This is a genomic window from Paraburkholderia adhaesiva, from assembly GCF_021390575.1.
GTDB lineage: Bacteria > Pseudomonadota > Gammaproteobacteria > Burkholderiales > Burkholderiaceae > Paraburkholderia > Paraburkholderia adhaesiva.
This window is the reverse complement of record NZ_JAJEJQ010000002.1, coordinates 1,658,216-1,684,671: the sequence shown is the minus strand read 5'-3', so window position 1 is coordinate 1,684,671 and position 26,456 is coordinate 1,658,216. Positions and strand designations below refer to the sequence as shown.

The following is a 26,456-nucleotide window of genomic DNA, read 5'->3' as shown; positions in this document are numbered from 1 at the left end:
AAGCCGGGATATTGTGCCGGCAATGTCCCGTCAATCCTGCGCATTGAGGTCCCGTTACGGCAGAGCGAAAATCTCTCCGTCTATTCCCAAGCCAGGCTTAACGCTGTGGCCAGGCGATTCAACGAAAGTCCCCGAAAAACACCAGGCTTCGGCACGGCCCCAATGCCTGTCGGGGTCTAGAAGGCGCTCTTTATAACGCCCCCATCGGCTCGCAATGCAGCTCCCGTCGTGACAGACGAAAGCGGACTGGCGATATAAGCCACGAGGGACGCAATCTCCTGCGGCGAACCAAATCGCTTGATGAGCGATGTGGGACGTACTTTCTCGAAAAATTCCTTTTCGAACGCTTCAAACGTTTTGCCATCGGCCTTTGCGAGGATCTCTACGAAGTCGCTAACTCCTCGCGATTTCGTCGGCCCCGGCAGGACGCTATTAACTGTAATACCCGTGCCGGCTACGGCTTCGGCTAGTCCGCGCGAGACCGCGAGCTGCGCGGTTTTCGTCATCCCATAGTGGATCATTTCGGCCGGAATCTGCACCCCGCTTTCGCTCGAAATGAAAATAATGCGCCCCCAGTTGGCCTGCCGCATCGCGGGGAGGTACAGGCGAGCAAGGCGTACTCCACTCAGCACGTTGACGTCGAAGAAACGCTGCCAGTCCGCGTCGGGGATCTCCTCAAACGGCTTGGGCTCAAATATGCCGAGGTTATTCACCAGAATTTCGACACCCGGATAGCGTCGCGCGACCTCTTCGGCTGCGGCGGCCGTACTCAAATCGCCCGCAAATCCATAGACATCGCCGCCGGTATCTGCTTTCAGCTGCATTACGACGTCATCCACAGATGCCTGCGCGCGGCCGTTGACGACAACACGAGCTCCCTCCTGCGTCAATGTGCTGGCGATAGCCCGGCCGATGCCTGCCGTGCTTCCGCTGACCAGCGCGAGTTTGCCTTTCAGATTCAGGTCCATGCGTGGTTTCCTTTTCCGTGGACGAAGCAGCGATGACGAGATCCAGTCTTGAACAACGGTATGCAAACAACGGCTTCATGTACGCGTAATTAAGGCGCCGCCGTTGGTCAGTGAAGCCGTATCGGTCAGCTACGGACAAACAACGCCACTGCGCCGCCGCAGCTTGTGTCTTCTTTCGCCCGGATCATGTCAGTGGCCTTCGACTGCGAAGAGGATATCGGCGAAGCCAGGAACCGTTTTCTCACGATTCCAGTCGCGCTGCAATTCGCAGATGAGCTGGACCCACGACGTCGGCTTGCCGCCCGCCTGAATCAGTCTTTGCAGGCCCGCCTGATGCGCCTCAAGCGAAGTTCCTCCAACACAATCAACAACAGGATAGACCTCAAAGCCTTCGCGGATTGCGTCGAGCGCGGGATGCACCAGACATACCTCCGTCCAGAGGGCGGCCATGATGAGCTTCTTGCGTTGCGTGGCCTTGACCGCCCGGTTGAAATCCTCGTCTTCCCACGCATTGATAGAGGTGCGATCGAACGGTTCGATATCCGTCAGCACGTCGGTGATCTGATGAATCGTGGGTTGGTTCCGGCCGGTTTTCACATTCACCGACGTCAGCACCACCGGCAGCTCGTACAGCTTCGCGATCCGGGCCAGCGCGACAATATTGGCGACGAGTTCGCGCTTGGGCCTGGAGGCAATGGAAGACACCTGAACGGGCTGAAAATCGATGATCAGGACCGCAGCGTTTTGCGGCGTGATCAGATGGTCGTCTACGGGCTCGCGTGGCCTGGCAAAAGAACTCATCGTGCTCTCCTGTTGGCGTCAAGGAAAATTGTCGGCAGTCACTGGCACTGCAGCGATGGTCGATCTATGAAGGTGCGAATGGCGGCGACGGTTTGCTCGGGCTGTTCTTCCATGAGCCAGTGCCCGGAATCGGCTATCACCACCTGATCCACGTCGTCGGCGGCGAAGCGCATGATGTAAGCCATGGTCGCGCCCAGCGAGTGGCCGCCGCCTATGGCCAGTACCGGCATTTGCAGACGTCCACGTGAGACTGATAGCCGGTTGTCCGTCACGTCCTGGTCAAATGCGGCGAATTGCAGAAAACCCGCGTGCATGCGACCTGGCTGGGCATAGAGAGACGCATAATGGCGCCGCGACGCTTCGGGAAAATGCGCCGGATCGGCGGCGAAGTCATTCCAGAACCGGTCGAGGTAAATACGCTCACGTCCCGCAACCAGCCGCTCCATATCGGGGCCACCAAAGCGGAAATGCCAGAGCAGCGGGCTCTTGAGGATGTCGTCCCAAGGGCCGACACCGGGAACCGGTGCATCCATCATGATGAGGCGGCTAGTACGGTCTGGGTGCGCTTCAGCGAATGCAAAAGCAACCATATTGCCGATGTCGTGACCGACAACCACCGCTTGTTGCACCTTGAGTGCGTCCATCACACCCGCCACATCTTCGGCTTCGTTCTTCTTGGTGAAGCCCTCCGTAGCGACCGCGGACAATCCCATACCACGTAAATCCGGGGCGATTACGGTGTGATCACGCATCAATTCCGCGGCCAGCGGCGCCCACATGTCACCCGTGTCGGCGTAGCCGTGCAACAACACAACAGCCGGGCCACTGCCGCCCACACGAACGTGAATGGTCGTACCGTTCGACACGATCTCCTCAGTGCGAAATCCACCCGGAAAGGTCGTCTGGTCCGCCAATGCCGCCTTGCTGAGTCCCATCAAGGCGACAAGAAGCACTAATGCCTGTTTCATCGCGATCGTCCGTTTGTCGGGTGATTGCATGAGAGCATCGGCAAAGCACGGGCGTCTTGATTGATATGCGCGTTTTTTGGCCAAAATGTGCGGTTTAGCCCTTTCCCGTCGCGTTCCGTGTGCCAGCATCTGGAACTCGACAATTTCAATGCCGCAAATCGCTGATTTATCGAGTTCCAGATGATTGCGATTTGTTCGCCCGGCTACAGGATTCGTCAGACCAGATTGGCGCTTCTAAATGAGGAGCTAGGCATGCAGTCGGATCTCAGCTACAGCCGGAACTTCGTCGAGCTATTCAAGGCCGACTCGGTGTCGCAACTGACCACCAGGGGCCCGAAAACGTCACGCCTGCTGGTGTCGCGCTTGCGCCGGGATACGCCAGGGCACGGACTTGTGACGCCGCCCCAATGCGATGCCGTCTTTTCGGTGATGCTTCAATTGCGCGAGCAGACGCAAAGAGAGCTTTTCCTTGATGGCAGGTGTATCCACCGCGGCGCCTATCTGGCGCGAACAACCAGCGTGGTTAACCACCTTGAACTGCCGTGTGCGAACTTGATCAGCCCGTTCGACAACCTGATGTTCACGGTCCCACAAACCGCGCTGAACGAGATAGCCGATGAATCTGGCGTGGCGCGTATCGATCATCTCTACTGCCAGCCAGGCGGGGTGCTGGACGAGACGATATGGCACCTTGGAAATTCACTTCTCCCTGCGCTGGAGCGACCATACGAAGTGAGTTCGATGTATGCCGAACACGTCATGCTTGGTGCGTACACCTATTTCGCGCAACGGTTGGGCGGTATGCGCATCCCAAAAGAGCGGCCGGGGATGCTTGCCCCATGGCAACTCCGGCGCGCCAGGGACGCCATGGCGTCGCAGATTGACGCCGATGTATCGCTGAAAACGCTTGCCTCCGAAAGCGGACTGTCAGTCAGCCATTTTATTCGTGCATTTAAGGCAAGCACCGGGGACCCGCCGCACCGCTGGATGTTGCGCCATCGCGTCGAACGTTCAAAAGCACTTCTCAGGCGCACCGAGATGTCCGTCGCCGAAGTCGCAGCCAGTTGCGGATTTGCGGACCAAAGCCATTTCACCCGCGTGTTCAAATCATTCGTGGGAGTCAGTCCCGCCGCATGGAAGCGCAGCATCCGATGCTGAATATGCGCACCTGTCGTTCGAGTAGTCATCCCTCACTGATGATTGAGGTCGCTGCGGCGACTTCGACGAGTTCCGACATGGCGGGAAATTTCTCTTTCGGGTCGGCATTCCCGCCACGAGCATCAAACAAAATACCCCGCATTTGAACGGAATCCCAATAGTTGGATCGGCGTCCAACTTCGTGGAGTCAATTCGCTTGTCGGGGTACTTCGCTTTCCAGCCGCGCGTCCGTACCAGATCAGCCCCGCAATGCCGCCTTTACCGCCTGGACCAGCGTCGTCGTGCTCCGTCCGAGAAGCCTGGAAAGATCGCGAGAGGCGCTATCCAGTTCTCCTGCCGACGCCTTCAGGTCGGCGTCGACGACGACATCGGCAATCATCTTCGGCAGACCGAAGCCCAGCAGCGCGGCCTCATAATCGGCGGCGGACAGGTGGTTATACACGATCGTTCGGCCCGCCTGCTTCGATACTTCCTCGGCCAGTTCCGCCAGCGAATAGGCCTCATCTCCCGCCAGTTCATAAGTCTGGTTGATATGACCGGGTTGAGTGAGGACCGTCACCGCCGCATCTGCATAATCGGCGCGAGATGCAGAGGCAAATCGGCCTTGCCCTGCGCTGCCGGTGATTGCCGAATTGGCGAGCGCCGCGGCAAGTCCGCTGGTGTGGTTCTCGAGGTACCAGCCATTGCGTAACACCACGAAGTTCACGCCACTGGACTTCAAATACGCTTCGGTCCGGTTGTGCTCGTCGGCAAGAATCAGATTGGACGTGTCGGCGCGTAGCAGGCTGGTATAGGCAATCAGCTTGACGCCCGCTTGCCTGGCAGCGTCAATCACAGCCCGATGTTGCCGGAATCTTTCCCCTGGCTGCACCGCCGAGATAAGCAACAGCTTCTCCACACCCTTGAACGCTTCGACCAGCGTATCGGGACGATCGTAGTCTGCCTCGCGTATCTGTGCGCCGAGGGCGCGCAAGTCATCGGCCTTTTCAGGGCTCCGGACTGCCGCGACGATCTGGCTGGCAGGGATGGATTGCAGAAGACCTTTGACAACCAGTCGGCCAAGATTTCCATTGGCCCCAGTAATGGCGATCATTTTGTTTTTCCTTTTTTCTCGAAACTGACGCTGAATAAATTCTGGATTACTACTTATTTGATACAAAATGGGAGGCTTGACGTTTCCCGATTCAGGCGGCAATCATCCGCGCCGTACGATCAGTGCGATCGGCAGACCGAGGCCGAACATATGGATGAGCAGGGCGGCCAGGAAGGGCATCGGCGATACCGATCGAGGAGTGATGAACGCGCTGTGCGGCAACACGACGAAGCCCATGAACAAAAATACGATGATGCCGAGTAGCGGGCCGCCCAGCCACGCCAGGCGGTTCACGACCGGCAGGCGCGACGCAACCAGAGCGTAGGCGATTGCCGGAACGATCGATACAAAGAAGTGAAGCGCGGTACCCAGAATAAGGCCGGTGGTGCCTCCGTAGGCGGCCATGCCAATCAGGCTGCTGGCCGCCAGCTGCATTTCCGGAATGACGCCGATGCCTCGCGCCAGTTGCAGGATTAAAACCGGGACCAGCACGATAACGCCGGCGGCCAGCCCGGCGTTCGTGCCACGGGTCAGCGCGGGAGGGAAACGGCCTTGCGAATTTGCCGGCCGCGTCGATTGTAGATCCGGCGTTGTGTCTGTCGTTTTCATGATCTGCTTCCGCATAAAACTGGGTGGAATGTGGACACCGGAGCGTTGCCCCGTCGTCGAAAGCAGTCTAAAAAACCTGGACCCGTCTGAGAAACTCCTGCTTTATCAAAAGATTGTTGTCGAATACCCCCCTGAATCGAACCAGAATTACGACGACTTCTGCGACGGATGCCGCGCGAATAGCTCGATGACCCAGTCCGCGAAAACACGCACTTTGTTGCTGATATGCCGATTCGGCGGATAGACGATCGATACCGGCATAGGCGGAAGCTGCCAAAGCGCGAGGCAGCTCTCCAGTTCGCCCGAGGCAATCAGCGGTGCGGTCATGAACGTTCCGCCACTGATGATGCCCAGTCCGTTTCTGGCAAGGTCGGTGCAGGTCGACACATCGTTGCAGAGGAGGGCTTTCCTGCCCTGAATATCGACGGTTTCGCTGCCGCGACTGGCTATGATCGGGAATGGTCTGGCCGTTCTCGCCGAGATCATGTGGATCACCGTGTGGTGAAGATCGATCTCGCTCGGGTGCTGTGGCTTGCCGTGCTTTTTCCAGTAATCCGGCGATGCGCAGAGTTCGAAATGGCTGAGAGCAATCCGTCTCGCCACCAGCGATTGATCTGTTACGGTTCCGATGCGGATTGCGCAATCCACGTTGTCCGCGAACAGGTCGACGGGTGTGTCGCTGGCACCGATCTCCAGGTCGATCTCCGGGTATCTCGCGAGAAAATCGGACAGGGCAGGCACGACCACCGACTGGGCCAGCGGACGCGGAAGATTGATGCGCAGTCGGCCTTTTGGATTGGACCTGGCGCCGGTCATGGAGTTTTCCAGCTCCTCGAGGTCAGCCAGCAGGCGCACGGCCCGATCGTAATAGGCCGAGCCATCGGGCGTCACGGTGACGCGCCGGGTCGTGCGATTGAGCAGTTTCGTAGCTAGATCGTCTTCCAGCATCTTTACCAGCCGCGTGACGGTCGCCTTCTGGAGGTTGAGGGTTTCGGAGGCTTTCGTAAAGGTTCCCGATTCCACCACGCGCACAAACACGCGCATTGCGTCGAATTTATCCATTTTTCTTCCAGACGACTGACAGGCACTAAAGCGATACGGCTGTTGGGCACGAAGCAGTACTCAATCTGCGCCGGATTATCGCATCGTCGAGATAAGCGAATGCTTCGTTTGTTTCGCGAGCCTGTCTGTCTGCCTGGCGTCCGAAAACAGACCGTCTTGGCGACGTATTGGAGGGCCACTTCGGGTCGCACCCGGCCGGTCGTGGTATTACACAAAGGCTTCGACTCATGCGAATTGCGCGAGTCGGCACGCGGCCACAAAGAGCCATTCAATTGCGTCATAAGAATGGCCGCTTGGTGCTGTTTTCCGTTCAATTACTACGATGCGTCGTCGTTTCCGCCGAAGCGTTTGACCACAAAGTCGATGAAGCTGCGCAGTTTTGGCGACGTGTGCCGCTCGCGCAGATAAAGCAGATTTAGTTGCCGCTCGGGCGCGGCATAGTCCGGCAGCACTTCCACGAGCTGCTTCGCGCGCAGATCGTCGTTCACCAGAATCTCCGGCAGCATCGCGACGCCCAGGCCCCGCACTACGGCGCGACGCAACGCTTCGGAGTTGTCGATTTTCAGGCGCCCATCCACACGCACGACCACGCGCCCTTCTGCGCCATGCAGCACCCACTCGGGCTGCGCCGCGTACCATTCGGAGCGCGGCGGAAACGCGTAAGTCAGGCACTGGTGCGTGCTCAACGCGTCGGGCGTCGCGGGCGTGCCGTGCGCTTTCAGGTAATTGGGCGAAGCGCATAGCACGAGCCGATACGGCTTGAGCGGCCGCGCGACCAGATCCGGATTGCCCAGCGGGCCTATGCGAATCGCGGCCTCAAAGCCGTCGTTGACGAGATCCGAGATTGCGTCGGTCGCGACGATATCGAGTTTCACCTCGGGGTAGCTTTCGCAGTATTCCGCGATGGCCGGAATCAGGCACTCGTTGGTGAACATGACAGGCGCCGTCACGCGCAACCGGCCGCGCGGCGTCGCGAGGTGATCGTGCGCGAGCCGTTCCGAATCGTCGATCAGGCCGAGTATCTCGACGCAGCGTTCGTAGTACGTCTGACCGAACGCGCTAACCTGCTGCTTGCGCGTGGTGCGATGGATGAGCCGCGTGCCGAGTCGCGCCTCCAACGCCTGAAGGTGATTGCCGACCATCGTCGGCGACAGGTCGCACGCCACCGCCGCCGACGTCAGGTTACCGGTTTCCACCACGCGTACGAACACCGTCATCGCTTTGAGAAGATCCATTCCTCAATACTACTGGGTTCTGTGTCTAATTGCGCTTCATTTATCAAGTGCCGCTTATGGAATACAGTTCGGGCTTCGCAACGACCTGCGCAGGTCGATTCGGCTCGCTCGCGTCATTTCCCGCACGGACATCATGCACATACGACACACCAGTACGCCGCGGCTCGCCTTACTGGCGACGAGCCTCGGTTTTGTCATCATCTGTCTCGATGTAACGGTCGTAAATGTCGCACTCGACCGCATGCGTGCGGGCCTCGCGATCGACGCAACGACGCTCGAATGGGTCGTCAACGCGTATACGCTGGCGTTCGCCTGCCTGCTGCTCACGGCAGGCGCGCTCGCTGACCGCTTCGGCGCGCGTCGCATTTTCATCGGCGGCTTCGCGGTGTTCACCTGCGCGTCAATCGGCTGCGGGCTCTCGGGTAACGCGGCGGTGCTCATCGCTTCACGCATACTGCAAGGCGTGGGCGCGGCTCTGTGCGTGCCCTCATCGCTGGCGCTGCTCGGCGCGGCATTTCCGGATCCGCCTGCGCGCGCCAACGCAGTCAGCATCTGGGCCGGCACCGCAGCACTTGCGCTCGGCGCGGGCCCGCTGGTCGGCGGCGTGTTGGTCGATAATTTCGGCTGGCGGTCGATCTTCCTGATCAACGTGCCGATTGGCGTCGCCGGCATCTGGCTCACGCTCGCTCATGCGCCTCACACCGTGCGTCACGCTGCGCGCCGCATCGATCTGGCTGGACAACTGCTCGCAATCGTCACGCTGGCCGCGTTGACGTATGCCGTCATCGAAAGCGGCCGGCTCGGCTGGACGAGCGCGACGGTCATGACGAGCCTTGCGGCTGCGCTGGCGGCGGGAGCGTTGTTCATCGCCGTCGAGGCGCGTCACGCGCAGCCGCTGTTGCCGCTCGCGCTATTTCGCAACGCCGTGCTGAACGTAAGTTCGATCACGGGCCTCACGCTTAACTTTGGCTATTACGGATTGATGTTCGCGATGAGCCTGTTCTTCCAGAATGCGCGTCACGACACGCCGCTCGAAACCGGCATCGCATTCCTGCCGATGACCGCCGTCGTGACCGTCGCAAACGTCGTATCGGGCCGCCTCACCGCGCGCTTCGGTCATCGCTTGCCGATGGTCGTAGGCCAGTCGCTGGCGGCGCTCGGTTATGTCTCGCTGGCGTTTGTCCGAGCGGACAGTAACGCGCTCGCCATCGCGTTGCCCTTGCTGGCCGTCGGCACCGGCGTCGCGCTCGCGGTGCCGTCGATCAATACCGCTGTGCTCGCGCATGTCGAATCGACGTCCATCGGCATTGCTTCGGGCGTGCTGAATACCGCGCGACAGATCGGCGGCGTCGTGGGCGTGGGCGTGTTCGGTTCGCTCGTGCACCCCGAGTCCGGCGATCTCGCCGCGGGACTGCATGTCGCCGTGATGCTCGCCTTCGCCGTGACACTTTTGAGCCTTATGACAATATGGCTTGGCCTCGCAAAATCTGGATCGCCGATCAAGGCATGTGCAAATTGAAGCGTTGTTACAACAGGTGCATGCGCGCCAGGAGGCGCGGCGTTGGTGGCGTTCGTATAGCGGCAATCGGGGGCAAGTGTGGGTACTTGAGCGGTCATTCGTGAAGTCCGGGTCAGATGTCTCATTTTGGTCGGCAACGGTCCGATACTCTGGGCGCCATGCTTGCAACGCAACGACGACGACCGTGGACTCGCATCAAGACGAATTCCTGAATCTCGTTCCCGCCAATGCCATGCAAGCCGAGGCGTTTGTGGCGCCCCTGCACAAGACGACCTCGAACTAAATTTCGTCGCGAAATCCGGTCTCCAGACCGCTCCGCAATTCGGCAGGGCATCCCACTGTCATGCGCTCGCCTTTCTTGTTAACTACGAGCGTCGCTCTGGCGATCTTCCGTGTGGTCTTCCGAGCGCGAATGCGATCGATGACCGCCTTCAGCTCTCCAGTCAAATTTGCCACGATCCGCGTCCAACCTTGCCATTCGACCGGCAAGGTTCAGGCCATTGTGGCGTATCAAACCAACGCCCCTTCGAGTGCTGCGCAGCGGCCAACGTCATACCACCCGTAGGCCCAGTTCGGTCACCAGGGCTGCTGCCTGCTGGGATGAGATCGTTGCGCCTCGAAACAGTCCGGCGTCGACGAGGCGCACGCCACTCAGATCCACTCCGCGCAGATCTGCGCCGTCAAATCGGGCATCCGTTAGTTGTGCGTTTCTGAGACTGCCGCCCTCGAATATAGCGTCGCGAAAATCTGCGCCGGCGAGGTCGGCATCTGAGAAATCGAGATTCTTGAGCGTCGCTTTGCGGAAGGACAACCGCCGTAAATGTGCACCGACCAGCAGCGTCTCCACGAATTCGAGGCCGAGTGTCGCGCAGTCCTCGATATTGGCTCCCGTCAGCTTGCATTCTTTGAAGCGGGCCGATCCCAGTTTCGCGCGCCTCCAACTCGTATTGTTGAGATCACTCGACTGGAATGTGGCGTCGACGAGGTCCGCTGACCCAAAATCGGCCTCGCGCGCACGGCATCGAATCCAACGGGTCTGGGCGAGCGATGCGCCAAAAAACGATGTCTCGACGATCACGCATCGCTCAAACGTCGCACCGCGCAATTCCAGCCGTGCGAGGTCTGCACCTTCCAGATCGCAATCCTGGAAGTGCAATGGTTCGTCCGACTCGCCGATTAGTCGGTGAATATCGGCACGACTGAGTGTCTGGTTCGACAGGGTTCTACTACCGATTGTCGTTGCGGTGTGATCCAGTGTCATCGGGTAGCTCCAGTCATGTTTGGCGGGTGTTATTCGACGCGAAGTGTACCGGACCGGGGCGTCGTGTCGGTTCGCTCCCCGCATCTTTTGAATGGTGACTCAAACCGGATCCGTCGCACCCGATCGTTGCCTGGCACGCCACCTCCCAGCCGTCATCGGCCCTGTCCGAACCCCAGGATAATAATCATTAGCCAGGGAAGAAATATCGAAGCGTTAATTAACGCGAAGCGCGCCCGCAAAATCGATTTCACGGCTCCACATACGGCCGGCCCCCATTTCTGACTGACCTATACTCCATTTGTCTTTGCCTCGCATCCAGGACACACGCAACTCGTCCCTGGAGCGAAAACCGGCTGTCATGGTCCGATCTGGTCGGGTGACGTTCACCTGGCCAGCCTTGTCGCGTCCCTCGATCGGATCGCGCCGCCGCCGGGCGGCCACAGCCGGCTCAGGAGGTAACCACCATGAAAACGGGCATGGGCCGCCGCCAGATCCTTTTTACCGGCGCTGCCGCCATTGCGCTTTCCGTTTGCAGGGATGTTGCGTTCTCCGCCACTGCGAGCACAACCTCGCACGCGAGGGATCTCTATGACGCTGCGAAGAAGGAAGGGGAGTTCACCTGGTACACCTCGCATTCAGACGACACGACCGCGCAAGCCGTGGGCCATGGCTTCGAATCGGCATGGCCGGGAATCCGCGCGAATGTCGTTCGCACCACTGCGCAGGTGGCCTTCCAGCGCGTATCGGAGGAGCTCAAGGCTGGCGCCGTACAGGTCGATGTGCTGAGTTCCACCGATATCGGGCACTACGTTTATCTGAAAGACCATAGGGCACTTGCGCAATACACCCCGGAGAACGCGGACAAGGTGCTCGGGCTCTACCAGCACTACGATCCCGACGGGTACTACTTCGTCACCTCGGCGGGGCTGATCGGCATGGTGCACAACCCCTCCCGGCTCAAGCTCGCCGACGCGCCGAAAAACTGGACCGACCTCACCGCGCCGAAATGGAAGGACGGTATCGCACTCGGCCACCCTGGGTTCAGCGGCTACGTCGGCACATGGGCCGTGATGATGCGCAAGCTTTACGGCTGGCAGTTCTTCGACAGCCTGGCAAAGAACAATCCGCAGATCGGTCGCTCGATCAACGATGCCATCACGATGATCAATGTTGGTGAACGTCTGATCGCAGGGACCGCGCTGATGGCGACCGCGGCCGAAAGCAGGCAGAAGGGCAATCCCCTCGCGATGATTTACCCCACCGATGGCACCGTGCTGATCCTCGCGCCGTCCGGCATCATGAAGGGTTCGAAACACCCGAACGCGGCGAAGCTGTTCATGGAGTATCTGCTGAGCGTCGATGCATCGAAAATCTGGGTCGATCATTTCTTCGAGTCGATACGTCCGGAAGTCGCTGCTGCACCGGACATCAAGTCTGCCAATGAACTCAAGGTCATACGCCCGGACAGCGACGAGATCGTCAAAGGCATTCCCGAGGTGATCGAGCAGTGGCGCAACACGTTCGGTGTGTAAGCCTCGCTTCCACGATGGGCTGACAAACGATGCGCAAACCGGTCGAAACGCGGATTGATCGATCGACGGCTCTTGCGCGGGCAGACAGGTTGCGCCGCATCGAGCCCGGCATGCTGCTCTGGCTTGCCGTGGGAGCGGTGCTCGTATTTCTGGTCGCGTACCCGTTGCTCCAGCTCGTGAGCGCGAGCTTGCAAGACCCGCAGACCGGGCGGCTTTCGTTTGCCAACTATCGGCTCGCCTATGGAAGCATGCGCAACTTGCGTGCCCTGTTGAATTCGCTGGAGCTCGGCGTCGGCGTTGCCCTGTTGTCGGCCGTGCTCGGCGTGCCGCTCGCCTGGGCGAATTCGCGCACCGACATGCCCGCCAGGTCCTTTGTGCGGCTGATGGTGCTCGGCGCCTTTGTCACGCCGCCCTATCTCAGTGCGATCAGCTGGATTCTGCTCGCAGGCCCGAACTCGGGATGGTTGAACCGGACGTGGATGACGGTGACGGGAACCCCGCACGGTGTTTTCAATATTTATTCCATGACTGGTCTCATCGTCGTGGTGGCGGCAGCATCGTATCCCTATGTGTTCGTGTTCACGAGTTCAGCGCTCGACCTGGTGTCATCTGAAATGGAGGATGCCGCGAACATTCTCGGTGCTGGAATATGGCGAACCGCGTTTCGTGTGACCTTGCCGCTGGTGCTCCCTGCCATCCTTGGTGGAATCATCGTCAGTTTCCTCGAGGCCATTGCGCTTTTCGGGGCACCCGCGATGATCGCGCTCCCCGCACGCTTCCACGTCGTCTCGACCCAGTTGTGGCAGTTCTTCGAGTACCCCGTGCGGGTCGAAGAGGCAGCGGCTTATTGCATCCCGTTGCTGCTTGTCACCATGCTGATGTGCTGGCTGCAACGACGGCTCGTCCGCCGCAAGGGATTCATGGCGGTAACCGGCAAAGGCGGCGAGCGACGGCCAATCCGGCTCGGACGATGGCGTTGGGTGCTGCTTGCCTATGCCGTTTTCGTCGGTGGAGTGTCGCTGATCCTGCCGGCCGTCACCCTGTTGCAGGCGGCGTTCACCAGGGCGTGGGGACGCGGCCTCTCACTCGACAACCTCACCCTCGCGAATTTTCGCTATCTGCTTTACGAGCAGACACAGGCACAGCACGCGATCGTCAACACACTGCTCTATGCAGGCGCAACCGCGTTTGCTGCGATGGCGCTTGCGCTGATGACTGCCTACATGGAAAGCCGCAAACTGTTTCACTGGAGCAGTGCGTTGGGGTACCTGTGCATGACGCCGTTCGTGATTCCCGGCGTAGTTCTTGCGATTGGGTTCTATGCGGCGTATGCGGCGCCTCCGCTTGCGCTTTACGGCACGGCAACGATCCTGATTCTCGCGTTCACCACCCGCTTTCTTCCGATCGCGTATACGTCGAGCGCCGCGGGCATGCATAGCATCAACCCCGAGATGGAAGAGGCCGTTCGCATTCTTGGCGGCAGCCGCCTCACGGCTGTGCGCAAAGTGGTAGCACCGTTGCTCAAGCGCAGTCTTGCGGGCGCATGGATTCTCGTATTTATACCGGCCGCCCGCGAGTTGTCGGTGGCCATCTTTCTGGTCGGGCCTGACACGAGGGTGATGTCGGTGATGTTGTTCGACCTCTCCGAGGAAGGTAATTTCGAAGTGCTGTCGGCGCTGGGCGTCATCCTTCTGGCGGTGTCGATCGGGATTGCCGCGCTCGGATGGCGCATCATCGGGCGCGATTTCATGCTGCGGAGCCATTGAGTGAGTAAGCTGATCCTGCGCGGTATAGCGAAGCGCTTCGGTGGAGCGCCGGCTGTCGAACATCTCAATCTGATGCTCGATGAGGGCGAGTTCGTAGCCCTTCTCGGTCCTTCGGGCTGCGGCAAGACGACGACGTTGCGGATGATCGCCGGCTTCATGGCGCCAGACGCTGGAACCATCGAAATGGACGGTAGTGTGTTGTCCTCTGAAACCGGCGTCGTTCCTCCGGAACGGCGGCAGATGTCCATGATCTTCCAGAGCTACGCTGTGTGGCCGAATATGACCGTCGAGGAGAATGTGGCATTCGGGCTCAACCTGCGCCGCCTGGCTCGCGACGATGTGCGCAAGCGGGTCGGCGAGATGCTCGATGTCGTTCATCTGAGCCACCTGGCGCACCGCTATCCCGCTGAACTCAGCGGTGGGCAGCAGCAACGCGTCGCGCTCGCGCGCGCCATCATCATCCGGCCTTCCGTGCTGCTGCTCGACGAGCCACTTTCGAATCTCGACGCCCATCTGCGCGAGGAAATGCGCTTTGAGATCCGCAGACTCCATGACGAATTCCGCATTACCACGATCTACGTGACCCACGATCAATCAGAGGCGATGGTGACGTCGGACCGTATCGCCGTGATGAATCAGGGGCGGCTGGAACAGGTGGACGATCCCCACACGCTATACACCCGTCCAAAAACGCGCTTCGTTGCAAGTTTTGTCGGGCGAACCAACTTTCTCGAAGGGGCATGTCGTGGCGATGAGATCCTGTTCGAGCGCTTCAGCGTTGCGCGTCAGGCACTGCCGGGCGGCACGGCGCTGGCCGGCGCTGTCACCTTCTCCGTGCGGCCGCAAAGCATGCGGCTCTCGAGGGACGCCTGGCAATCCAGCGGGGGAGGTCCGCGTGTTGCGGTCAGAATTGTTCAGCGTGCCTACCTCGGCGAGTACTGGGACTATTCGGCAGCGCCAGTGGAGGGCTCAACGAGCCTTCATGTGAACGCGCCGCCATCGGACCGTTATGACGTTGGCGAGGTGCTCTGGCTTGAATTCGACCCCGCGCAGATGGCGGCCATCACATAAGCACACACTCACGATAAGGCCGACGTGCTCGAACGAATACAGAGCGCAGATCGGTTCTTCGTCATTGCGGAACTGACATGTGAGGGACTCAATGAATAGCTCATCGATGGAAACGCGTGTTGCTGCCCTCGAAGCACTGCTAAAGGAAAAAGGCGCACTGGCGGAGGACAGCATCCCCACTTACGCGCATCGGACGAGCGAAGAGTGGCTGCCAGTTAACGGAGCAAGGCTGTGCGCGAGGGCGTGGTGCGACTCCGGGTTCAAGCGCTTTTTGCTGAGTGATGGCAAGGCCGCAGCGGCGTCGATGGGCTTCACGATGCCTGAGCATCACCGCAAGCTCGCGGTCAAGGAAAACACGCCGTCGATTCACAATGTCATCTGCTGCACATTGTGCTCCTGCACCGCTTTCACGATCATCGGCATGGCGCCTGGCTGGTACAAGGACTTCGAATATCGTGCCCGGATTGTGCGGGAAGCGCGGACCGTACTGGCGGAGATGGGATTGGTCCTGCCCGATGAAATACACATTCGCGTCTGGGACACGACAACCGATACGCGTTACATGATATTGCCGTTGCAGCCGCCCTATACCGCGGGCTGGAGCGAGGAACGGCTGGTGCGTCTCGTTACCAAAGAGTCCTTGATCGGTGTGCAGCGGCTCGAACCGCCTTTCCTCGCCGTTCAGGACCAGGACACGTTGCATGGATAGAGGGGATCGATATGGATGGCCTTCACGACATGGGCGGGCGACAAGGATTTGGCCTGGTGGTGATGAGCGGCAGGCGAGAGCCATTCCATGATGAGTGGGAGGTCCGCGCGGCGGCTATCAGCGCTCGGCTCATCGGTCAGCACGTGTACAACATGGATGAGTTTCGTCATGCGATTGAGCGTATGGCTCCGCGGCACTATATATGTGCATCGTATTTCGAGCGGACTTTCACCGCGGCGGCAACGCTGTGCGTCGAGAAGGGGGTGATCAGCCACGCGGAACTCAACGCGCTCAGTGGCGAGATGGTGCCGCTCGCCTCGCCCGCGAGGCCCGGCAGAATAGCGCCCGCGGACCTCCCGGAACTGAGGATCGGTGATTGGGTTACGGTAAAGAATGAGTTCGTCGGCGGTCATACCCGAGTTCCCGCGTATGTTCGAGGCAAACGCGGCCAGATCGTGGATATCTCGCCGGCGTATCCCTTTGCGGACGCAGCGGCTCACGGCCTGGAACCGGCGGCGCAACGTACGTTCGACGTGCGCTTCAGAAGTGCTGATCTCTGGCCGGACTGCTGCGATGACGCCGAGGTCCATGTCGGGCTTTTTCACTGCTACCTGGAGATTGCATCTCCGCCAGTCTGATTGCAGGCGGTGATAACCCGCTTTTGCCCAACGAACGTCGTCGGGACGCCGGTGGCGCGTACTTCACGCTCTGATTCGAGTCGAAGCACGCAGCAGGGCCATCTGCGTGCGCAACAGATCCATCAGCACCTGTTGCGTCGGCGTCGTCGCGCGCCTTGCCGAAGGCACCAGCCAGCCCTGCTCCGTCGGCCCCGCGCCGATGCGATGCAGCATATAGCGCCCGGGCTGCGGCGCGCTGCGCACCACGTGCTCCGGCAGCACCGCGAGGCCGATCCCTTCGGAGACCAGTTCGAGGATTGACGACACACCAACGACCTCCATGGCGATGAGGGGCCGGCAGCTTGCATCGACCATATGTCGTTCGAGCAGCATCCGCAGCGCAGTCGGGCGGCTGGGCGTCACCAGCGGACGTTGTGCCAGTTGCGCGATCGACAGGGCTGGCGCCGCCTCCACGCCGATCCCGGTGCCGGTATCTGGGCGCGGGGCGACCGCGAAAGACGCTAGCCCAGAAACCCGTCCCGTTCGAAACTGGGATATTCCGGGTCGCCCATCGAGAGGGCAAAGCCAAGGGGTGACACGGCGAACGAAACACGCGGCATCGTGATCTGGTGGCCAGAACAAGACGATAACGGGCTCGTGTGCCGACACCCGGAGAACGCGAGCGTGCGGGTTTCTCGGACCGATTGCCGCTGGCGAACTGGCCGCGACGAGTCCCGTACTCCGTTTCTCAGGCAGCTCGGGTGGACGCCCGCAGCGACAGATGAGTGCCTGGTGACCGTTGACCGAGTCTTTGTGAAGTACAGCTACGCTCCTTCTGCCGAGACCATTCAATATCCCCGTCAGCAAAAGCCCGAACGCGTGCTTGTCAGCGGCGCACAGACGGAGACTTGTGTACTGGCTGCGGGCTTTGCTTTGTTTGACGCAGGGCTGAGTCCGACGCTTGTGACCGACCGCGCGGTGGGTTCGAGCCTGGACCGATCAGCGCAGCCAGGTATTTCCCTGTGGAAGCATCATTTTCGCGACACTACCGCGGCTGCCGAGGTGCTCGCGACTCTTTAACCGGCGGTCTGATATTCGGATGTCGAAGCTTGGCAATGTCGGACTGATCCCGGCCAGCTCCAGCGATCTGCTGCGTTAGCACACGGCCGTTTGAGCGACCGTCTAACTTGTCGCAATGAATTTGATAGCGTCTACGGTAGTCGTGTCAGACAGAGTGGCCCGCCTGCCTCGCCGGAAAGAGCAAGGCAGGTTCGCAATCCGGTATGAGCGCTTCATCCCCTTTGTAGAATGTCAATTGCCTTTTCGGCATCGCCCAACGAGTCGACCGCAAGATACGCAATGAACTGCGTGCCAAGTACAGCGGCCGAGACGCCGCGGAGGTTGATCCCCCCATCCGCCAGCATCTGGGTCAATAGTGCGATGATGCCCAGTTGGTCCAGACCCATTACACGGATGGAGTGAAGGCTCGGCGTGACGCTGAACCCCACTTGGGTGGCGGCACGGATTGCACTGTCTCCCTGAAGCGGAGCGACAAACACGACCCCTTTACCCAATGCCTCCGGCGTGCGACGTGCCACGACGAACTGCAAGTCGACACCAGCATCCCGCAAGACGCTTAATACCTTCGCAAGGCCACCCGGTTTGTCGTCGATGGTAGCTGCCCAAACATCGACACGTTCCACGCTCAGTTCCATGGCCGTCCCTCCCGCCTCGAACCTCACTAGAAAAATCTACTTCAGGAACGGCGTACCGGCAAGGCAGGTAACGTAACGCGACGACCAACACCATTTTTTGTCCCAGCGACTTCAATCTAATTGCACTGTGACGAGGTCAAACGGGCTCGTACGGTGAGTCGGGTGTTCACCGCACGCGATAGGCGCTATCCGTCCAATCGCCTCAATCTGGCTGATTCCGGTCCAATGATGAAAGGACAAAGCCGCGCGCCGTCACTCGGACCGTGACTGGCGCACGCTGGCGGATTGCCGGGCGCGGCGCTTTCTCTGCCAGTATCCCCGTTGTGCAAGGACGAAGTTCTACAGCGAAGAAGCACCAAGGCTGCTGTTGCCCGCATTGCGCAAATGTGGGGCCAGGCAGCCGGCGTTGCCACTCCGGCCTCGATTTCGCATCTTGCGGGCTTCATACTGGGAACTGTTCTGCCAGGCGTCGGTACAGCAATGGTCCAGGCGTGTTGCTCTGGCGAGAACTTGATGAATCGGGTTCGAGGCGATGAAAGTTCCGGGGATATTCGCGGGAATGCGACTGCGATGCGCCTTCGCGAGTCGATCCTTCTGACGGGCGTTGCCATGTTGCAGGAACGTTTTATCTACTTTCCTGAGAAGGCTGCAATCGAGGACGTCGTTTCCGATCGACTTGCGGCCTGGCCGACTATGGACGCGTTCCTGGGGCTTATCGCCGAACCGACCGGAAGCGTGCGCGGCACAGCCATTGTCTTTCATGGCAATGCCGGGCACGCAGGACACCGTTCCTTCTACGCCGCGGCACTCAACCGGCTGCAACTGCGCGTGATTCTCGCCGAATATCCGGGCTATGGGCCTCGCGGGGGCGCGCCAGATGAACAAAGTCTGGTCGCCGACGCGCAAGAGACCATCGCGCTTGCGTATCGTCTCTACGGCGCTCCTGTGCTGCTCATCGGGGAATCGCTCGGGGCCGGCGTGGTCGCCGCGGCCGGCGCGCGCGAACGCAGAAAGATTGCCGGTTTGCTGCTCATTACGCCGTGGGACAGGCTCGAGCACGTCGCCGCTTTCCACTACCCGTGGGTGCCCGTGAAATGGCTGGTGCATGACCGATACGACAGCGTGACCCACCTGGCAGCGTTCGGCCGCCCGGTACTCGTCGTGGTTGCTGAACGCGACAGCATCGTCCCCGCGCGCTTCGGCGAGGCGCTTTATAACGCGCTGAACAGTCCGAAGCAACTGACGATCGTGGAGACGGCGGAGCATAACGACTGGACTAGCCACGTCGACAATAGCTGGTGGCGGGAGGCGATCGACTTCCTGCTCGCGCCTTCACAACAATGAAATCCCGCTCTATCCCGCCCCGGGGTGAACGCTTCTACGTACTCGATGCGAAGAACACGCCTGTCGAGGTGTTCAACCGCAACGAGTGGTCGCGCTGGATGGCGGAGAACGAATTGGTCTTTCGCCGCACGCTGCTCGACGAGTCTGGCGTGACGGTCACGACGCGCTTTCGCGGGGTGGCCGACGCGAGGGCTGGAGAACCAGCGCTTTTCGTGACGCGCATCACCGGAATGAAAGCGCGAGATGACAACGAGAGCTTTGGCACAAGCACGCTCGATGAGGCGCTCGAGCGGCACGAGTGCATCGTGCAGAAAATCCTTCAAATGCTGACCGGGCGGTGATCGGTGCGCAATTGTTAGCCTGCCAGGCACTACGGACGCTTGCTGGTTTGCGCTATCCCGCCAATACCAGCGGCTTCACCGAGCATTTCGGCAAGTGTGACCAATCCCCGCAACGGGGTTGCGACGCTTTCAGCCCGTCTAAATGCAAAGGACTGCTTTGTAAATGCCGGCGACGTATTCCACGATTAAATCAGTGCCCCGTGGCTAGCGGTGATTTTTGGACGCGACACGGTACAGTCTGCAGCTGCATTTTCCGCTTACGTGGCCGCATCCTTCATGCTCTGACTGCGCAGCGGCACTTTACTCGCAGTCGCAAATCGCAGCACTCGTTTCGTCGAGCCTGTGTCACACCTGCTGGCTCTTCACGTAGCAAGCGCCAGGGTGATGCCGGGGCGCTGCTCGTCGGCTGTGGCACTGATTTCGTCGGGCCCGGTGCGGACCGGTGCAGGCGAGCGATTGTGACCTACACTGGAGATGCGTCTTTCGCGTGCAAGGGGGCTGCCTTGACGCAATGCAACGTCGCTGGCCGTCGACTGAAGCAGGCGGATGGCGACGGCACGGGCGACACACCGTCATCTGCTGCCTGAATACATAGGGAACTGATGTTCAAGAAGGGGGACATCATGTTGCAAACGAGCGATCTCCAAAAGCGCTTTACTCATCTTCAGCAAACCGTCAGCGAGGTATCACGTGCCATGCACGCCGACGCGACGATTCCGAAGCACTTGATGAACTGGATGAATGAGCTCGAAAAGGAGTGCAAATCGGCAAAGAAGATCATGTCGTCCAAGGACGAGGATCGCATTCGGCAGTGCGTTGACGATCTCGAACGGATCGGTGATCGTACGGAGCGCGCTTGCCAAAACGCCAGCGGCCTCGCCGCCGGAATCGTGGACACCGTCAGTTCAATGCATTCAGAACTTTCCAACCTGAAGCGACAACTGCATTGACCTGGCTGAGAGCCCCAGTCCAATCGGCCGGGGGTATTTACACATCGGCGCGTCAGGACGCACCGCAACGCTTCTGCTTGACGCGCGGCTGCCTGCTTCCGTGCGACTGCCGTGCCCAATAGCGGGGCAATTCTTCGCCCGGAGGTATGCCATGGCTACGTACGTCATCCTGAGCCGTCTCGCTCCTGACGCATTCACGGATCCAGGCGAACTGAAGCAACTCGCCGCCACAGTGGCCGAAAAGATCAGGACCGAATGCCCTGCCGTCACCTGGAAGGACAGCTATCTGACCCTCGGGCGCTTCGATGTCCTGGATATTGTCGAGTCGAACGATCTGAAGCAGGTCGAGTTGGCGGCTTTAATCATCCGCGGCTACGGACACGCTGCCACCGAAACACTGCAGGCCAAGCCGTGGAACGAGTTCATCGCGGCCCTGTAGCGCAGATCGACGGATCGGGCACGATGCGACGAAAACCGCCGGGTTTATGCTGCTTCTCAACGTCGCGTGTCGGATCGTGTTCGTAGGAGTCACCATCAGGCAGGAGTGTTTTATTTACTTCCCTGAGAAAGCTGCGACCAGGAACTTCGCTTCCGCAGACTTTGCGCCTGGCGGGCACCTCGGCTTTCGGATCCGCATCTTCCGCCGACGGGAGGATGGAACACACGGCCACTTTAGGCGCTCATCCGCGGCGGAAAATGCTGCGCGGACGTCGTTGCGATCCTGAGCAAAGGGATGGATGCCCCCAGGCCGGGAAGACAGCCGGAATCGACTGGGCTATGCTTGTTTACGACCGTCAGTTAACGAAGACTTCAACGCGGCGGTGTCACACCACCGATAGCATCTTCACGCGTGAGACGGGTTATTTATGCCAATGGGGCGGTCTGGAGGTCGCATTCGTTGGCAGTCTTCATTGCTGCGGTGCCATGGATTCGAGAGCGACGCCAAGGACGGCGGACCGACCTGGATGAAGTTTGGTGCGGGGCGCGATGATCGACCGCTTCTACCGTAGTGTTTCCTGATGTTGGCCGCACCTGTAGTTCACGCGCACTCGGCTTCGGATGCGAACATTGCAGGGTGTTTCGGAATGGTCGCAAGAGATCCGGATGGGTGTTTGGAGGTAATCATGCACGACATTCTCGCGGGTTACGATGGCTCGGTTTCCGCACAGGAGGCAGTCCGCTTCGCGAAAAATCTTGCTGAAAAGGAGGGGGCACGGCTGCACATTCTCACGGTTGCTCGTCCGCCCGACTGGGGAAAACTGGCCCATGAGCGGCCTGAACTGATTGAGATCGAAAAACGCCACTGCCAGGACCTCATCACCGAGCTCAAGGGAGAACTCGGGTTAGCCGGAGTAGCTGTCCAATATGAAATGGTTGTCGGGCAGCCGGCCAAGGAACTGGTGCTGTATGCCGAGCGACATAATATCGACCACGTAGTAGTAGGACATCGAGGACATACTGCCTTCGATCGTTGGCTGATCGGTTCCGTCGCGAGGCAAGTGATCGCATATGTGCCGTGCTCCGTCACGATCGTGCGCAACCGGCTGGATGTCGCAAAGGAGCATCGATGACACAGGGACGTTCGAATGTGTCATCGAGGGTGTGCACGATTGAAAAACCAATTCGTAGACGTGGATTTTGTGAACGAGCTTATAGCGCTGAATGATCTCGCCGGCCCGGTCGATGCGGCTGATCGCTTATCGAGGCACGCCGGGAATTTGCGCGGCCTCGGTGGCGCTCACCCGTTTTCCTTTTGCGAATTCCATGTGATGCCCCTGTGTTCTCTCGTGCGATCTGCTATGCGTAGTGCTGCTCCGATCATCGTTGCTCCGGCCAATCCAGGTCTCCGTCCAGGAGAGAGCGGTTACCGTTCTCTTCAATAATCACGCGGATCGCCTAAAATTGTCGTTTATGCTGTTGCCGGAGAATGAACATGGACCTGAAAAAAGCTGAGCACGTTTTGATTGAGGCTGACGAAGTGGCCGACCTCGTGATGCACGGCTTCAACCTGACGATGGACACCGCAGAAGGCCGCGCGCTATATGGCCGAGCTTTCACGGCGTACGTGCACAGTGAGGTTGGTGATCTGCCCATGTCCGAGCTCTACGACGCATTACAGGTAGCACCTGGCTAACTACATCGTTCGAGGTGCAGCGTCGAGCGGTGCCTGGTTCTCTGGATCCACCTTCAGACACAACGTTTCGGGGTGGACAACGAGCATGGTGGCCGCCTGCGCGAGGGTGATTGTGTTCATTCTCAGACCTCTCTCGTTGATAACCAGAAGCAGCCAGGATCCTGGTGTAGTGGTCTTATCAGGTCTGCTCCGGTGATACACGTACGTCTGGGCGCGAGGCCGTTGGCATTATCTGGCGGTGGTGCTCGACCTGTTCACGCGGCGAGTTGTTGGCTGGGCGTTCTCGACACGTCCGAATGCGGATCTGGTCGTGCAGGCATTGGACATGGCCCATGTGCAGCGTGGCCGACCACAAGGGCTGCTGTTCCACTCCGATCAAGGCGGGCAAGGCGTATTCAACGGACCGTCACCACACTCAAATCACTCAATTCCCAATTCGCCGGAGCTCACGATATGGTCGCCCAGCTCAATCACACCATTGTCTGGTGCTCGAACCAGAGCGCCTCAGCCAAATTTCTGGCCGACATGCTGGGCCGGGCAGCGCCGAAACGCTTCGGCCACTTCGACGTCGTCGAACTGGACAACGGTGTCTCGCTCGACTTCGCCAAAACTGAGGGCCAGATCCAGCCGCAGCACTACGCCTTCCTGATCAGCGAAGCTGATTTCGACGCTGTCTTCACCCGCATCAAGGATCGCGGACTGGAATTCTGGGCCGATCCGAGGGGTAGCCGGCCGGGCGAGATTAACCACAACGATGGCGGGCGCGGTGTCTATTTTCACGATCCTGATGGCCACTACCTCGAAGTGATCACCCGGCCTTACGGAAGCGGCGGGTGAGCGAGGTTATGCCATCGACACCGCATGCGCCTGCGACCTCTATGTTCTGCGGACACAATCGCAGTTGCAGTTGTTCGCTTTAGGCACGCTGAAGTCCCGGGATGCACTAGAGAAACCTTGATTGATCGCGTTGTCCGTCGGTCCGTGCGCAGCGAGCGATGGTATTGGCCGCGCTGATTGGTGAACGTCAAGTCAGACTTCCTCATTGGAGCATGAAGTTGCCTGCGCAAGCTGCACCGTTGTCCCGAACAGTGGCCGGCCATCGCGGCCGCGCTTAGCCTGGATGACCGAAACGGTCGACAAGCAGCAGACGACTATGCGTAGCAGAATGTCTGCTGAATCTCGAGAGCAGTCGTAGCCGCAGTGCGCCCTCGATGACAGCTTCGTGTCGAGCAGGGGCACAAGCGTCCGACCGTCATCGGCCATGACGCGACGCTCGGCGTGCGGAACCAAACGTCCGTAGCCTCGTATGAAGGAGGCGTTCGCGGCACACGAGCGCCGCCAGGCACCAGAACGGAACGCAGTGCTTGTAAGCTAACCGGGCGCCTCGAAAGGGGTACCATGAGAAGTCACCGAACGCCAGACTCATCCACGCCTGAGCGTGTAACGTCTCCCTGGTTAGGATTCCCACCATGATCCTGTATCACACCACCCCTGATTCGTCGGTCATCGAAATATCCGTCGAAGGCAAAATCACCGACCTCGAACTGCGCGAAGCCATTGAGCGCATGCGTGGTGATCTTGAACTGAACGGAAAGACCCGTGTCCTCGAACGCATTGAGCATTTCACCGGTATCGAGCCGAAGGCGCTGTGGACGGATCTGACGCTCGGCGTCTCCGTCGCCCGCAAGGTCACGCGCGCCGCCGTGGTGGCCGACGCGGCCTGGATTCACGCCTCGATGCATCTGGCGCGGTTCTTCACAAAGGCTGAAATCAAGGCGTTCCACGTTAGCGAGCTGGAACAGGCGCGAGCCTGGATCAACGCCTGAACATCGCATCCAGACGACCATATCGGGCAGAGGTCGACCACTTTCGGACGTCATCACCTGACGGCTTTTGTAGAAAACCGGTCGCTGGTTGTTCTCTTTCGCCGACCGGTTTACCCAGCGTACGGTAGCGTCGTCAGGGACATGCGCGCTCAACCGGTTCGCGTTGAATCAACTGACACGTTGATCATCGCTGACGTCATGCTGACCAATGCTGCCGCAGTAATCGCGATGGCGGCCACGACCATCATCACGCCCCATTCCGCAACTTCGACGAGTATCCCGGCCACCACGGCGCCACAAGCTCCGGCCGCGTAATAGAGCGTCAGGTATGCCGCGTTCAACGCACCGGCGCGAGCTGGCTGAATCGCGACGACACTCGCCTGATTCGCGACCTGAGCGGCAAAGCAGCCCGCATCAAAGGTTGCGAGCGCAACCACTAACCAGATCGGGCGACCGAGCGAAACGCCGAGTACCAGGGCTGAAATTGCCGACACAGCCAGCCCGCAGCAGATGACAGCACGGCCGCCGTATCGATCGGTGAGTCGTCCCGCGATGCGCGTCACAGCAAGACCGAGCACACCGGCGAGGCTATATGAGCCAATTGCCGCGGCATTCATGCCGTACGGCGGTTGAGCGAGACGGATGGCGAGGCCGACCCACACCAGGTTGAACGCGAAAAACCAGAGCATGCCGGTGCAGGTGCGGCGCCTTAACTGGACGTACTCGCGCAACAATGAAGGGATGGCACCGACGGTTGTCGAATAGCCTCGATGTATCCCGGCACCGCCGCCTGGTAAAAACGCACGCACCGCGATGGCCGCGAGAGCAACAAATCCGGCCAGTACGAGCAGCGCGCCTCTCCATCCACACCAGTGCGACACGAGACCGCCAACGAATCGACTCAGCAGGATCCCCGCAGAAATGCCGGCAGATACCGTCCCCATACCGCGCGCACGTGTCTGTGGATCCGCATATTTTCCGACGACAGCACTGCATTGCGCCGCGACTGTCGTCGCCGCGCCAACGAGAAAGAAACCTATATCGAGTGCGACCGGTCCGGCCGCAACGGACGCGCACACGAGCAGCAGGGCGAGCGCACCCATCTGCGCGGGAATGAGCCCGCGCGGACTGAACCGGTCAACCAGCGGAACGAGCAGCGCAAGGCCGGCCAGATAACCGAGCATCGTCATCGACGCAAGTGTCGTCATTCGCGACGCCGAAACGCCGAAGTCTCTCGCGATGTCCGACAACGAAGGCTGTAACGCGTAGCCGTTGGCGATCGCCACACCGGATGCAAGAGCAAGCGTGGCGACCGCGGCACCAGACAGCCGCGCGCTGTTGTCGGCGACGATCATGCTCCCGGCCTGACTGCGACCGCCTCGACCTCCACGAGTATCGATGGATCGACGAAGGGCAGCGAATGCACCAGCGAAAACGCTGGACGAATATCGCCGTAGATCTCGCCGTGCGCGCGCGCGGCAGCTTCCCAGTTTTCAAAGTCCGCAACCACCAGCCGGCTCTGGACAACATCGGCCAACGCGAAACCGCTGTCCACGAGAACTTTTTCGATCGTCGCCAGCGCGTCGCGCGTTTGTGCGTACACGTCTTCTCCTTTACCAGCCGTTCCCGAAATGTAGATGGTGTTGTCGGCCACCACTGCGCGCGAGTAGCCAACTTTCGGTTCCCACGGCGAGCCCGTGCTGATTCGATGATGCATGGTGTAAGTCCTTTTCGATAAGGTGGTTGGCGACACTTACTACTTGGGTAGTAAGTGTCG

28 protein-coding genes and 1 pseudogene are annotated in these 26,456 nt (G+C 59.9%); 17 read left to right on the top strand and 12 right to left on the bottom strand.

What is annotated here, in order from left to right; translation table 11 throughout:
* Positions 1–176: 176 nt before the first annotated feature.
* From L0U80_RS23175 to L0U80_RS23165, 3 genes are all read right to left on the bottom strand, one after another.
* A complete protein-coding gene (locus tag L0U80_RS23175) occupies positions 177–968 on the bottom strand; it encodes an SDR family NAD(P)-dependent oxidoreductase (protein WP_233870661.1) in 792 nt (263 codons plus the stop codon).
* Between the two features lie 189 nt (positions 969–1,157).
* Entirely contained in the window at positions 1,158–1,769 is a 612-nt protein-coding gene (locus L0U80_RS23170; RefSeq protein ID WP_233870658.1) for a hydrolase, read from the bottom strand.
* A gap of 38 nt (positions 1,770–1,807) precedes the next feature.
* Positions 1,808–2,737 (bottom strand): alpha/beta fold hydrolase, encoded by a 930-nt coding sequence (locus tag L0U80_RS23165; RefSeq protein ID WP_373322276.1) that lies wholly within the window; start codon positions 2,735–2,737, stop codon positions 1,808–1,810.
* Positions 2,738–2,989: 252 nt separating this feature from the next.
* Here L0U80_RS23165 and L0U80_RS23160 point away from each other — a divergent pair, with 252 nt between their 5' ends.
* A complete protein-coding gene (locus tag L0U80_RS23160; protein ID WP_233870652.1) occupies positions 2,990–3,895 on the top strand; it encodes an AraC family transcriptional regulator in 906 nt (301 codons plus the stop codon).
* A gap of 238 nt (positions 3,896–4,133) precedes the next feature.
* On the opposite strand, the gene L0U80_RS23155 is transcribed toward L0U80_RS23160, so the two are convergent.
* The 4 genes from L0U80_RS23155 to L0U80_RS23140 form a co-directional block, all read right to left on the bottom strand.
* Complete coding sequence (locus tag L0U80_RS23155; protein ID WP_233870650.1) at positions 4,134–4,988, bottom strand: SDR family oxidoreductase; 855 nt, start codon at positions 4,986–4,988, stop codon at positions 4,134–4,136.
* Between the two features lie 102 nt (positions 4,989–5,090).
* Positions 5,091–5,597, bottom strand: a complete 507-nt coding sequence (locus L0U80_RS23150; RefSeq protein ID WP_233870647.1) for a hypothetical protein — start codon at positions 5,595–5,597, stop codon at positions 5,091–5,093.
* Positions 5,598–5,744: 147 nt separating this feature from the next.
* Positions 5,745–6,659 carry a LysR family transcriptional regulator gene (locus tag L0U80_RS23145; RefSeq protein WP_233870644.1) on the bottom strand — a complete coding sequence of 305 codons (915 nt, stop codon included), beginning with the start codon at positions 6,657–6,659 and terminating at the stop codon, positions 5,745–5,747.
* 317 nt (positions 6,660–6,976) lie between these two features.
* On the bottom strand, positions 6,977–7,894 hold the full coding sequence (locus L0U80_RS23140; protein ID WP_233870641.1) for a LysR family transcriptional regulator: 918 nt from the start codon (positions 7,892–7,894) through the stop codon (positions 6,977–6,979).
* Between the two features lie 133 nt (positions 7,895–8,027).
* On the opposite strand from L0U80_RS23140, the gene L0U80_RS23135 reads away from it, so the two are divergent.
* A complete protein-coding gene (locus L0U80_RS23135; RefSeq protein ID WP_233870637.1) occupies positions 8,028–9,413 on the top strand; it encodes an MFS transporter in 1,386 nt (461 codons plus the stop codon).
* 550 nt (positions 9,414–9,963) lie between these two features.
* On the opposite strand, the gene L0U80_RS23130 is transcribed toward L0U80_RS23135, so the two are convergent.
* On the bottom strand, positions 9,964–10,674 hold the full coding sequence (locus L0U80_RS23130; RefSeq protein WP_233870634.1) for a pentapeptide repeat-containing protein: 711 nt from the start codon (positions 10,672–10,674) through the stop codon (positions 9,964–9,966).
* 464 nt (positions 10,675–11,138) lie between these two features.
* Between L0U80_RS23130 and L0U80_RS23125 the strand changes: the two genes are divergently transcribed.
* From L0U80_RS23125 to nthB, 5 genes are all read left to right on the top strand, one after another.
* Complete coding sequence (locus L0U80_RS23125) at positions 11,139–12,206, top strand: ABC transporter substrate-binding protein (protein ID WP_233870631.1); 1,068 nt, start codon at positions 11,139–11,141, stop codon at positions 12,204–12,206.
* Between the two features lie 110 nt (positions 12,207–12,316).
* Positions 12,317–13,972: an ABC transporter permease gene (locus L0U80_RS23120; RefSeq protein ID WP_233870628.1), complete on the top strand. Its 1,656-nt coding sequence runs from the start codon at positions 12,317–12,319 to the stop codon at positions 13,970–13,972.
* Positions 13,973–15,043, top strand: coding sequence for an ABC transporter ATP-binding protein (locus L0U80_RS23115; RefSeq protein ID WP_308444882.1), 1,071 nt, complete (start codon positions 13,973–13,975; stop codon positions 15,041–15,043).
* 91 nt (positions 15,044–15,134) lie between these two features.
* The gene (locus tag L0U80_RS23110) at positions 15,135–15,752 is read left to right on the top strand and encodes a nitrile hydratase subunit alpha (RefSeq protein WP_233870622.1); all 618 of its coding nucleotides are present in this window, start codon (positions 15,135–15,137) and stop codon (positions 15,750–15,752) included.
* Positions 15,753–15,763: 11 nt separating this feature from the next.
* Complete coding sequence (gene nthB, locus L0U80_RS23105) at positions 15,764–16,390, top strand: nitrile hydratase subunit beta (RefSeq protein ID WP_233870619.1); 627 nt, start codon at positions 15,764–15,766, stop codon at positions 16,388–16,390.
* 63 nt (positions 16,391–16,453) lie between these two features.
* Here the strand turns inward: nthB and L0U80_RS23100 are convergent, their stop codons facing one another.
* Positions 16,454–16,843 (bottom strand): LysR substrate-binding domain-containing protein, encoded by a 390-nt coding sequence (locus tag L0U80_RS23100; protein ID WP_233870616.1) that lies wholly within the window; start codon positions 16,841–16,843, stop codon positions 16,454–16,456.
* A gap of 147 nt (positions 16,844–16,990) precedes the next feature.
* Here L0U80_RS23100 and L0U80_RS31845 point away from each other — a divergent pair, with 147 nt between their 5' ends.
* Entirely contained in the window at positions 16,991–17,449 is a 459-nt protein-coding gene (locus tag L0U80_RS31845; RefSeq protein ID WP_373322260.1) for an isochorismatase family protein, read from the top strand.
* 212 nt (positions 17,450–17,661) lie between these two features.
* On the opposite strand, the gene L0U80_RS23090 is transcribed toward L0U80_RS31845, so the two are convergent.
* Positions 17,662–18,084, bottom strand: coding sequence for an ACT domain-containing protein (locus L0U80_RS23090; protein WP_233870613.1), 423 nt, complete (start codon positions 18,082–18,084; stop codon positions 17,662–17,664).
* Positions 18,085–18,654: 570 nt separating this feature from the next.
* Between L0U80_RS23090 and L0U80_RS23085 the strand changes: the two genes are divergently transcribed.
* The 9 genes and pseudogenes from L0U80_RS23085 to L0U80_RS23045 all read left to right on the top strand — a co-directional run bounded on the left by L0U80_RS23085 (position 18,655) and on the right by L0U80_RS23045 (position 24,679).
* Complete coding sequence (locus L0U80_RS23085; protein WP_233871541.1) at positions 18,655–19,428, top strand: alpha/beta hydrolase; 774 nt, start codon at positions 18,655–18,657, stop codon at positions 19,426–19,428.
* Positions 19,425–19,769 (top strand): hypothetical protein, encoded by a 345-nt coding sequence (locus L0U80_RS23080; RefSeq protein WP_233870610.1) that lies wholly within the window; start codon positions 19,425–19,427, stop codon positions 19,767–19,769. The genes L0U80_RS23085 and L0U80_RS23080 overlap by 4 nt, the downstream gene beginning before the upstream one ends.
* Before the next feature lie 623 nt (positions 19,770–20,392).
* Complete coding sequence (locus L0U80_RS23075; RefSeq protein ID WP_233871539.1) at positions 20,393–20,719, top strand: hypothetical protein; 327 nt, start codon at positions 20,393–20,395, stop codon at positions 20,717–20,719.
* A gap of 151 nt (positions 20,720–20,870) precedes the next feature.
* Positions 20,871–21,158 carry a GYD domain-containing protein gene (locus L0U80_RS23070; RefSeq protein WP_233870607.1) on the top strand — a complete coding sequence of 96 codons (288 nt, stop codon included), beginning with the start codon at positions 20,871–20,873 and terminating at the stop codon, positions 21,156–21,158.
* A 685-nt stretch (positions 21,159–21,843) separates the two neighbouring features.
* Entirely contained in the window at positions 21,844–22,290 is a 447-nt protein-coding gene (locus tag L0U80_RS23065) for a universal stress protein (protein ID WP_233870603.1), read from the top strand.
* A gap of 362 nt (positions 22,291–22,652) precedes the next feature.
* Positions 22,653–22,853 (top strand): hypothetical protein, encoded by a 201-nt coding sequence (locus L0U80_RS23060; protein ID WP_233870600.1) that lies wholly within the window; start codon positions 22,653–22,655, stop codon positions 22,851–22,853.
* 199 nt (positions 22,854–23,052) lie between these two features.
* Positions 23,053–23,241: pseudogene (locus tag L0U80_RS23055) on the top strand (DDE-type integrase/transposase/recombinase); the annotation flags it as partial.
* Between the two features lie 65 nt (positions 23,242–23,306).
* Complete coding sequence (locus tag L0U80_RS23050) at positions 23,307–23,690, top strand: VOC family protein (protein ID WP_233870597.1); 384 nt, start codon at positions 23,307–23,309, stop codon at positions 23,688–23,690.
* 632 nt (positions 23,691–24,322) lie between these two features.
* Positions 24,323–24,679, top strand: a complete 357-nt coding sequence (locus tag L0U80_RS23045) for a SpoIIAA family protein (RefSeq protein WP_233870593.1) — start codon at positions 24,323–24,325, stop codon at positions 24,677–24,679.
* Between the two features lie 149 nt (positions 24,680–24,828).
* On the opposite strand, the gene L0U80_RS23040 is transcribed toward L0U80_RS23045, so the two are convergent.
* Positions 24,829–26,034: an MFS transporter gene (locus L0U80_RS23040; protein ID WP_233870590.1), complete on the bottom strand. Its 1,206-nt coding sequence runs from the start codon at positions 26,032–26,034 to the stop codon at positions 24,829–24,831.
* Entirely contained in the window at positions 26,031–26,396 is a 366-nt protein-coding gene (locus L0U80_RS23035; protein ID WP_233871537.1) for a RidA family protein, read from the bottom strand. Before L0U80_RS23035 ends, L0U80_RS23040 begins: the two co-directional genes overlap by 4 nt.
* Between the last annotated feature and the right edge of the window lie 60 nt (positions 26,397–26,456).